Raw genomic sequence first — 6,733 nt, 5'->3', positions numbered from 1 at the left:
AGGAATACGTAAGCAGAACGGCCTAAAGACCGTTGTTTACAACCATAGAATCTCCCACAAGTACAGTGCAGACCTCAAGAACTGCGCGTTCCCTGTGGGCTTGCCGGCGATTGGCCACCCCGCGGAAACAGCAGGTACCAATTGAGCCCAACCTGATAAAACCGTCGCTACTAGCCTGATAGGCGAACCATCAGGAGGCAGGGAACATGGATCGTCCCCATTCAAATCAGCTAAGGCTTGGCCGGTTCTCAGAAAGGCATCGGTTGTACCTTCTCACCAGCACCACATTGCACAGGGCCCCTGTACTGGGTGGGTTTCACTCGGCCCGCTTGTTGGTCAGCCAGCTACGCCAGGCCGAGGCAGAAGGTGCGGCGCGGTCTTTAGCCTGGGTTGTAATGCCTGATCATTTCCACTGGTTGATCGAGCTGGGGCCGGTGAGCCTGAAAACGTTGATGCGCCGGGTGAAGTCGCACAGCACCTGTGCCATCAACCGTCATCTCGGGCGATATGGGAGGCTTTGGCAGAAGGGGTTTCATGACCAGGCGTTGCGGCGAGAAGAGGACGTGCAGGCTGTGGCGCGGTACATCGTCTTGAACCCCAAACGCGCAGGTCTGGTTGAGCGGGTGGGGGATTATCCGCATTGGGACGCGATCTGGGTTTGACTGCCATGGCCACATCGCCACCTGGCTCCAACAGGTAAAGCGCTGCCCTCAGGTACAGTGCAATTCCTGTGGGTGCCGGCTTGCCGGCGATGGGGCCTCAAGGCTTGGCGGTATCCTTCCACCCACCGCCCAACGCCAGGAACACACCGATCTGCCCCATCGCCACCTGGCTATTGGCCGCCGCCAGCTGCGCGCGCATGTCCGTGTAGGTCCGTGTCGCCTGCAAGTCCGCCAGGAATGACTCACGCCCCGCCTGGTAATAGCGGTGCGTCTGGTCCGCCGCTTCTTTCGCCGATTTCTCCGCCTCGGCCAGCGCATCACGCCGGTCGAGCAAGGCGCTGTACTGGGCCAGGCGGGTCTGGGTTTCGCGAATGGCGTTGAGCACCACGCCGTCGAAATGCGCCAGCGCCGCCTGGGTCGAAGCCTCAGCCATGCGAATGCGGGCACGGGTGCCGTTGGTGGGGATGTTCCAGCTGATCTGCGGGCCGAAGCCCCAGCGGTTGGTCGCAGGCTCACCCAGGTTCTCGAGAATACCGATGGTACCGACCTGGGCGCCGATGCTGATGTCCGGATACAGGGCGCCCGTGGCCACGCCGATATTCGCTGTAGATGCCGCCAACTGGCGTTCGGCCTGGCGCACGTCGGGGCGGCGCTTGAGCAGCGCGGCGCCATCACCGACCGGCAACAGCTGGTTCAGGTGTGGCAGCTCGGCACACTCGGCAGTGCCGGCAGGCAGTTGCTCCACAGGCTTGGCCAGCAGCGCGGCCAAGGTATACAGGCCGGTTTCACGCTCGGCCTTGAAGCGCGGCAACTCTGCGCGCAGCGATTTGAACTGGGTCTGCGAGCGAGTGACCTGGGTTTCGTCACCCCGGCCAGCATCACGCAGACGCTGGTTGAGCTGTACGCTCTGCTGCTGCAAATCGAGCGACTCGCGGGCGATGTGGTATTCCTCGTTGGCCGAACACACCTGGGTGTAGGCCTTGACCACATCGGCCACCAACGTGATGCGGGCGGTATCGGCAGCCGCCTGCACAGCGTCGGCATTGGCTTTGGCCGCTTCGGTGCCACGCTTGAAGGTACCCCAGAGGTCAAACTGGTAGGAAGCGCTGATGATCGCATCACCGATGTTGGCCACTGGCACCTTCTCGGTCAGCAAAAATGCCTCGCCAGACTCCTGCAACCGCTGGGCTCCGGCTTTGATGCCACCGTTGAATCCACCCTGGGACTGGGCTACCTCGACCTGGGCACGGGCCTTGGCAATGTTGGCCGCAGCCACGCGCAGTTCGGTGTTGGCACTCAACGCCTGGCGTACCAGCTCATTGAGGCGTTGATCCTGATACAGCTGCCACCAGTCCTCGGGTACCGGCGCCGACACGACGCTGGCAGCATCCTGGCGCAGCGGCCCATTGAGGTCGCTGCGCTGCACTGCCGCGTCCTTGGGCACTTCATAGTCCGGGCCTACCATCATGCAGGCCCCAAGAGACAGGCACAAGCCAGCCAGGATCAGCTGTTTCATGGGCGCGGGCCCTCGATGATCGACACCGTGGCGGTACGCCCGGCGATCATGCGGAAGTCTTGCGGCACTTCATCGAAGGCGATGCGCACCGGGATCCGCTGGGCCAGGCGCACCCAGCTGAACGCCGGGTTGACGTTGGGCAGCAGGTTGCTGCCGCTGCTGCGATCGCGGTCCTCGATACCGGCGGCAAAGCTCTGCACATGGCCACGCAGGCGAGTGTTGTCGCCCATTACGCGGATGTCCACGGCATCGCCAATGTGGATGCCGCCCAATTTGGTCTCTTCGAAATAGCCATCGACGTGATACGAAGCACTGTCGACGACCGAAAGCACGGGGCGGCCGGCCGTGACGAATTCGTGGTTACGCGGCGCGCGGTCGTTGAGGTAACCGTCCACCGGGCTGCGCACCACCGAACGGTCCAGGTTGAGCTGGGCGGTGTCGACCGCCACTTGGGCCTCGCTCACCGCCGAACGGGCACGGGCCTCGCGGGACTGGCTTTCTTCCAGTTGCTCGGCCGCCACCAGGTTGCCCAGCTTGCGGTTGCGCTGCGTTTCGCGAGAGGCCTGGGCCAGGGTTTCCTGGCGTTCGCCAAGGGTCGCCTTGGCCTGGCGCAGCGCCAGGGTGAAGCGGTCCTGGTCGATGGTGAACAGCACGTCGCCGCGCTTGACGGTCTGGTTGTCACGCACTTCGACTTTCTGGATCAACCCGGAAACATCCGGGGCGATCTGGATCACGTCGGCGCGGATGTGGCCGTCGCGGGTCCAGGGGGCGAACATGTAGTACACCACCATCTGCCACACGAGCACGGCGGCGAAGGTCACTACCAGCAAGGTCAGGACCACACGGCCCAGGGTCAGCAAAGGTTTTTTCATGGCAGCATCAGGCTTCGGCAAAAATGGTCCACCGCGCCAAGCAGCACGGCATACAAAGCAACGTTGAACAACGCCCGGTGCCAGACCAGGCGGTAGAAGTGCAGGCGCACCAGCACCGCGTGCACCCCGAGAAACAGCAGGTAGGTGCAGACCATCATCACCAGCAGCGTGGGCAGGAACACCCCGCTGATATCCAGTTCACCGATCACAGGGGCGCTCCGTCGAGCCCGGGGGGCAGTTGCGGTTGTTCGGCAGGCTCGAGCATCACCTCGACACCCGGCAGCAATGCCAGGCGCAGGCCGCTCAGGGCATGCAGCAGGTGCGTGCGGGCATCGCCACGTTCGTACAGTTCATCCAGGTTCAGCGCCAGGCGTGCCCGCTCCATGTTGCGCAGCAGCGCCGCAGGGGCATGCAGGCGCTGACCGGCACGCAGGCAGGCAGCGTAGTGGCCGCCCACTTCCTCGATCACCGTTTGCAGGCGCTCGCGGGCCTGGGTGCCTGCACGCGGCAGGTAGGCCAGCAGGTCGAGCAGGTTCAGGCCCACGCGCAGGTCGCGCAGGGCTGCGCCACTGTCCTGGCCGGTCTGCGACAGCCGCGGCAGGTGCTGCATCAGGCGGTCGAGCATCTGCACGCCGAGCTGGCGACGTTCGGCCAGGGTCGCCGGGGCAGTCATCTCGACGATGTCCCGCCAGGCGAAGCGAGTCATGCGTTTGGCGGCCAGTTCCACACCGAACGGGCGCATCACCAGGGTCCAGATGAATGCGAACAGAAGCCCTGCAGGGCCTGCCAGGTTGGAGTTGAGGAAGGTGAAGAAATCGGCGTCGTAGGCGCCCTGGATACTGATGAAGGTCGAGGTGTTGACGATGGTCAGCAAGGTGCCCAGGTAGAAGCGTGGCTGCACGGTCAGGGTGCCGACGCAGATGAACGGCACCGCGAAGGCCAGCACCAGCATCGGGAAATCGTGCAGGTTGGGCAGCACCAGGAACAGGTACAGGCTGGAGAAGATGACCGACATCAACGTCCAGAAGAAGAACCGGTAGATCTGCGGTGCCGGGTCGTCCATGGCGGCGAAGAAGCTGCACGACACGGCGGCGAGGATCACCGCGCTGGCGCCGTCGTTCCAGCCCAGGCCGATCCACAGGCCGCAGGCGACGATGATTGCCAGCACGGTGGAAACCACCGAATAAAGCATCAAGCCACGGTCGAAGAACGGTGTCAGGCGGCCCAGGCGCCAGTGGCGGTAGACCGCGCGCCAGGGCTTGGGGTCATCCGTGCGCAAGGCGTGCTGCAAGGTACAGCAGTCCTGCCACAGGTCGGCCCATTCGGTCAGCCGGTAAAGCGCATTGGACAGCAACAATTCGGCGCGCTGGTCGAGCGCGGCGGCGCCGGGCTGCAGGCGGTCGATCTGTTCGTGCAGGGCAGTCCAGCGAGCTACCGAGGCGCTTTGTGCTGTACCCTCGAGCCATTCGCGGGCGGCGGCGAGCACTGGTTGCAGCTGGGCGAACTGCGCCGGGGCGCGGCCTTCGAGCGCCACCAGGGCGTCGTCAAGGGCGTCGATCACCGGCAGCAGATGGATCATGCGCCCGCGCAGCTCGCGGGCGTTCTTCAAGGTATGCGGGCCTGCACCCTCGTGGCCGAGCTGGCCAATCATCAACTCCAGCGAGTTGAAGGTGGCAACCATGGCACCACGCATGCCACCCACTTTGTCCGCAGCAACATCACGGGCGAGGTAGGTATCGCTGTAGCGGATCGCTTCACTGAACCAGCTTCCGGTCGCGCCAACCACCACGGGCGCCAGGCGTCGTGGCCAGAAAATCGCGCCGACCACGGCTGCGCAGACAATCCCCAGGCAGATTTCCTGGGCACGTGATGAAGCAACGTCGAACACTGCCAGCGGGTTGTCGACCACCGCCAGGGCGATCATTGGCAGCGTATAGCCGGCCAGCATCAGCACGTAGTTGTTCGCGGTGCGCAGGTTCAGCGAGAGGTACAGCAATGTGCCAGTCCACAGGGCGATCGCGACGGTCAGCAACAACGGCGACTGCACCAGCGGCGGCACCAGGAAGATTGCCCCGCCAGCGCCGAGCAGCGTGCCAAGGGCCCGATACAGGGCCTTGGAGCTGGTAGGCCCAACGAATGGGCTGGAAACGATGTAGACGGTTGCCATCGCCCAGTAGGGGCGCGGCAGCTGCATGAGCAGTGCGATGTACAGCGCGATCATCGACGCGGCAAAGGTACGCACACCATAGAACCAGTCGCGGGCCGGCGGTACCGAACTGAAGAAACCGTTCATGCCACCCCGCCAGTGCTTCCAAGGCCTGCTGCCTCGAAGGCGCGGAGCACGCGCAAGGCGGCATGCAGGTCGGCCTCATCGATACCCTGCAGCACTTCGTGGCGTACGCGCACCAGTTCGGCTTCGATGGCTTCGGCCAAGGCACGGCCCTCGGCTGTCAGGCTCAGGGCCTTGGCACGGCGGTCCAGCGGATCCTCGCTGCGGCATACCAGGCCAGCCTTGCACAGCTGGTCAAGCAGGCGCACAAGCGACGGGCTTTCCAGGCCAGCGGCCTGAGCCACGGCTACCTGGTGCACGCCATCGCCCAGGCGCACGATCATCAGCAAGGGTGCGGCGCAGGCCTCGGAAATGCCGTAGCTGGTCAGGGCCGTATGGCAAATGCGCCGCCAATGGCGGGCGGCAACGACCATGCCGGTGCTGACTTGCAGGCGCAGTGAGTCAAGCGTCATGTAAAGAACCAAGGATATTCATAGTTTGCTAACTATCAATATACGCCTGGCCCTCCCCCTGTCGTCAACCGGGGGCGACGGGGGGAATACATGAATTGTTGTTCATTGAGGCTGAACCTGGTCCTCCAACTTCATCGCCAGCGCCAATGTACTGCCCATCTGCACTGCCCGATCCCGCCAATCCAGATAGCGCGCCGCATCGCAACGGCTGAAATGCACTGCCAGCTCCTCGGCCGCCTGCATGACCCCGGTCGCTGCCGCCAGCTCCAGCCAGTACAGCCCGGCCTTGATATCAGCGTCCACACTCAGGCCATGCAACAAACGGTAGCCCACCTCGAAGCGGCAACGCACCTCGCCCCGTTCGGCCCCACGAAGAAACCACTGGTAAGCCTGAGCCAGATCGACCTGCCAGCCCAGTTGCGCATCGCACACTTCTTCCTCGTACAAATCGCCGAGTGCGGCGGCTGCATCGAGCATGCCCCGGTCAAAGGCATGGCGATAGCACTCTGCGGCCTGGACGTAGGAAACCTCCACACCCTTGCCGAAGTAGTGCTGCTGCCCCAGGTTGAACCAGGCTGCGGCATTGCCCTGCATGGCCGCCATGCGCAGCAGGTGCCCGGCCAGCACGGTGTCGGCACGCCAGTACTTGCCATTGAGCCAGACCCAGCCCAGGTCATTGAGCGCCGCCACATGGCCGGCCAGCGCTTGATGGCGCAGGTCGGCATACACCGCTTGCAGGTCCGCCGCTTCGTCCAGGCGGTTGACCAGCAGCGCCCGCTGGCTGGGCAACCCCACCCCGGCGAACAGCCGCTGCCGCCTGCCAGCGGGGGTCGGCGCGGGAATGACCTGCTCAGGCAGAAGACGGGCGAGCAGCGAGTGGATATTGCTGACAGCTGACATGTTCATCCTCATTGAACGACCCACAGGCCTTACTGCGGCTG

7 protein-coding genes and 1 pseudogene are annotated in these 6,733 nt (G+C 64.1%); 1 reads left to right on the top strand and 7 read right to left on the bottom strand.

The window, feature by feature from the left end; translation table 11 throughout:
- The first annotated feature begins 206 nt into the window (after positions 1-206).
- Positions 207-662 carry a transposase gene (locus ACEWE8_RS25255; RefSeq protein WP_367904195.1) on the top strand — a complete coding sequence of 152 codons (456 nt, stop codon included), beginning with the start codon at positions 207-209 and terminating at the stop codon, positions 660-662.
- Positions 663-676: 14 nt separating this feature from the next.
- On the opposite strand, the pseudogene ACEWE8_RS25250 reads toward ACEWE8_RS25255, so the two are convergent.
- The 7 genes and pseudogenes from ACEWE8_RS25250 to ACEWE8_RS25220 form a co-directional block, all read right to left on the bottom strand.
- A pseudogene (locus tag ACEWE8_RS25250) lies at positions 677-784 on the bottom strand (hypothetical protein); the annotation flags it as partial.
- Complete coding sequence (locus ACEWE8_RS25245; RefSeq protein WP_367904194.1) at positions 760-2,178, bottom strand: efflux transporter outer membrane subunit; 1,419 nt, start codon at positions 2,176-2,178, stop codon at positions 760-762. The pseudogene ACEWE8_RS25250 and the gene ACEWE8_RS25245, both read right to left, overlap by 25 nt.
- Positions 2,175-3,050, bottom strand: a complete 876-nt coding sequence (locus ACEWE8_RS25240) for an HlyD family secretion protein (RefSeq protein ID WP_046788348.1) — start codon at positions 3,048-3,050, stop codon at positions 2,175-2,177. The genes ACEWE8_RS25245 and ACEWE8_RS25240 overlap by 4 nt, the downstream gene beginning before the upstream one ends.
- Positions 3,047-3,259, bottom strand: a complete 213-nt coding sequence (locus ACEWE8_RS25235) for a DUF1656 domain-containing protein (RefSeq protein ID WP_008096887.1) — start codon at positions 3,257-3,259, stop codon at positions 3,047-3,049. The genes ACEWE8_RS25240 and ACEWE8_RS25235 overlap by 4 nt, the downstream gene beginning before the upstream one ends.
- On the bottom strand, positions 3,256-5,343 hold the full coding sequence (locus ACEWE8_RS25230; protein ID WP_046788347.1) for an FUSC family protein: 2,088 nt from the start codon (positions 5,341-5,343) through the stop codon (positions 3,256-3,258). The genes ACEWE8_RS25235 and ACEWE8_RS25230 overlap by 4 nt, the downstream gene beginning before the upstream one ends.
- Positions 5,340-5,792 (bottom strand): MarR family winged helix-turn-helix transcriptional regulator, encoded by a 453-nt coding sequence (locus tag ACEWE8_RS25225; RefSeq protein WP_046788346.1) that lies wholly within the window; start codon positions 5,790-5,792, stop codon positions 5,340-5,342. The genes ACEWE8_RS25230 and ACEWE8_RS25225 overlap by 4 nt, the downstream gene beginning before the upstream one ends.
- A 102-nt stretch (positions 5,793-5,894) precedes the next feature.
- Positions 5,895-6,692 carry a tetratricopeptide repeat protein gene (locus ACEWE8_RS25220; RefSeq protein WP_046788345.1) on the bottom strand — a complete coding sequence of 266 codons (798 nt, stop codon included), beginning with the start codon at positions 6,690-6,692 and terminating at the stop codon, positions 5,895-5,897.
- Positions 6,693-6,733 lie beyond the last annotated feature (41 nt).

Origin of the sequence: Pseudomonas sp. TR47, assembly GCF_044143025.1 — a bacterium.
GTDB classification, from domain to species: Bacteria; Pseudomonadota; Gammaproteobacteria; order Pseudomonadales; family Pseudomonadaceae; genus Aquipseudomonas; species Aquipseudomonas putida_E.
Note: the sequence above shows the minus strand (reverse complement) of the source record. Positions and strands in the feature narration are given on the sequence as shown.